The sequence below is a fragment of the Ignavibacteriales bacterium genome, assembly GCA_026390815.1.
GTDB lineage: Bacteria > Bacteroidota > Ignavibacteria > Ignavibacteriales > SURF-24 > JAPLFH01.
This window is the reverse complement of sequence record JAPLFH010000042.1, coordinates 1-2415: the sequence shown is the minus strand read 5'-3', so window position 1 is coordinate 2415 and position 2415 is coordinate 1. Positions and strand designations below refer to the sequence as shown.

General features: G+C 36.3%; 1 protein-coding gene. It reads right to left on the bottom strand.

Annotation, left to right across the window (positions count from 1 at the left end; translation table 11 throughout):
- Nucleotides 1–243: 243 nt before the first annotated feature.
- The coding region (locus NTX22_13360; protein ID MCX6151513.1) for a YCF48-related protein at nt 244–2415 on the bottom strand (2172 nt) is incomplete at its 5' end.

Here is a 2415-nt window from a genome sequence, read left to right as displayed (position 1 = left end):
GTTACCTAACGGTTTGGGATTTAACCAGAACCAATCTTTTTGGGCAAAAGATTCTGATATAAATAGTATTGAAAATAAAATACAAAGGACGACGTTTTTCATTTTTCCCTCCGCAATTAAATTATTAGATAAGTCTTACCTGGTTTTATCTTTAGGTGATAAAATTTAAACATTTATAGCCACAATTATATATCCTTAAAAAGATGTAGGTCGAACTTTAGTTCGACCTACTAACTAATTAAATTAACGTACAAGAATCATCTTCTTTGTAATAGAATTATCCTTGAACTTGATATTATAGAAATAAATTCCTGAAGAAACTTCATTATTGTAATTATCTTTACTGTCCCAAACGGAAGAATAACTACCAGTATTCTTAAAATCATTAACCAATGTTCTTACTTCACTTCCAAGTATGTCAAATATTTTAATTGTTATTCTTCCTTCCTCTGGTAAGCTGTAACTTATTGTTGTAGAAGGATTGAATGGATTCGGATAATTCTGCGTCATTGTAAATTCTTTTGGAATTACTTCTTCAGGATCTTCAATGCGGGTTAGCTCTGCAAGACTTACAATTGCTTTTCCGCCATCTACTGTTTTAAGGATTACACCTTCTTCACCTGCAACCCAGCCGACAGAGCTCGAGATAAAACTTGCTGTTAGAAATTTCGTTGGCATTCCATGCGCAGGATTACTCTGTAGCAACCAGTTTTCTCCTCCATCTGTAGTTTTAAAAATTTTACCTATGTCCCCTACAGCCCATCCTGTTGATTCCGAAATAAATCGAACGCACTGCAACCATGTAATATCACCTGAACTTTGTTGTATCCAACTATTACCGGCATCAGTTGTTTTAAGTATTTGACCTGCAGCACCTACTGCCCAGCCTGTTTGCGATGTAACAAAATAAATTGAAAGCAATGCATACTTTACCCCACTGTTCAATTTAAACCAGCTATCACCTGCATCGGTTGTTTTCATAATCTTTCCGCTATATGTTGTAATATACCCAATACTATCGGAAGTAAAGTAAACACTCCAAATGGATTCATCATCTCCAATTTGTCTTAACGTCCAGGTTGCACCATCATCCGTGGTTTTAAAAATCCTTCCCCAAAAACCTGCGGTTATTACAGTAGTTGGATTAATACAATACATTGTAAAAAGTGAAGTTATAGAATCAGGTGTTGTTGTTATCCAAGTTTCTCCGCCGTTTGTTGTTTTAAGTACTCCGGTTTCACCTGCTATCCATCCCTTATCCTTTGAAGTAAATGAAACAGCATGAAAGCTTGTGTAATAATTTATAACTAAGCCGCATTCCTGTTTTATCCAGTTGGATCCACCATCTTCGGTTTTTAAGATTGTTGCTTCATTGCCAACAATCCATCCCGTCTTTTCATCAATAAAACAGCTTGAATTAAATTGATTCGTTTCTCCTCCGAAAAGAAATGTCCAATCATTTCCATTGTTTGTTGATTTTATTATCCTGCCGCTTTCGCCAACTGCATAACAAGTATTATCGCCTACAAAACAAACCGAGTGAAGTTGATCAGCATTTAACATTGAAAAATCAATATCAACTGATTTATCAAGCCAGGCATTTCCCCCATCGTTTGTAATATAAATAATACCATTCCACCCAACAGCACAGCCAACATTTTCATTTTTAAAATTGATAGAAAGAAGACGTTCCTTTATACCTGTTATTTGTTTTGACCATGTTTCCCCTCCATTCGTAGTCTTTAAAATCATTACGGTATCTTTTCCTGAATCATAAGTTTCTCCTGCAAGCCAGCCTATAGATTCGTTCATAAAATAGATAGAAGAAGCAAACGATAATCCGCTTTGTTGCACAATCCAGTTATTGCCTCCATCTACAGTTTTCAGAACTGGCCCCCAATCACATGCAATCCATCCGGTTGTTTCGGAAATAAAATGCACCGACCTTATTTGATTCCCGCTTTTTAAGGTTGGATGTTGCAGAGAATCCCATGTATTTCCGCCATTTGTAGTTTTAAATATTTTTGTACCTGTTGTAAACCAGCCTGTGGTTACAGAAACAAACTGAATCTCAGAAATTATTTCATTTGTTCCTAGTAAAGGATTATCTTGAATTACCCACTCTTCTCCAGCGTCAGTTGTTTTTAAAATGATTCCCGCTCCCCCTGCAGCCCATCCGGTTGTTGGTGAAATAAATGATGATGCTTGTAAACCGCTTAATACTTCACTAAACTGTGTTTGCCAGGAATTTCCTCCGTCTGTAGTTCGTATTATTATACATTCTGTTGGAACAATGGTAAAGTTTGGTGAACCTTCACGCATTCTTAATACGGATGATCCGCCGAATGCCCATCCGTTCAATTCATCATAAAAATAAACAGAGTGTAGTTCGTTACCTAACGGTTTGGGATTTAA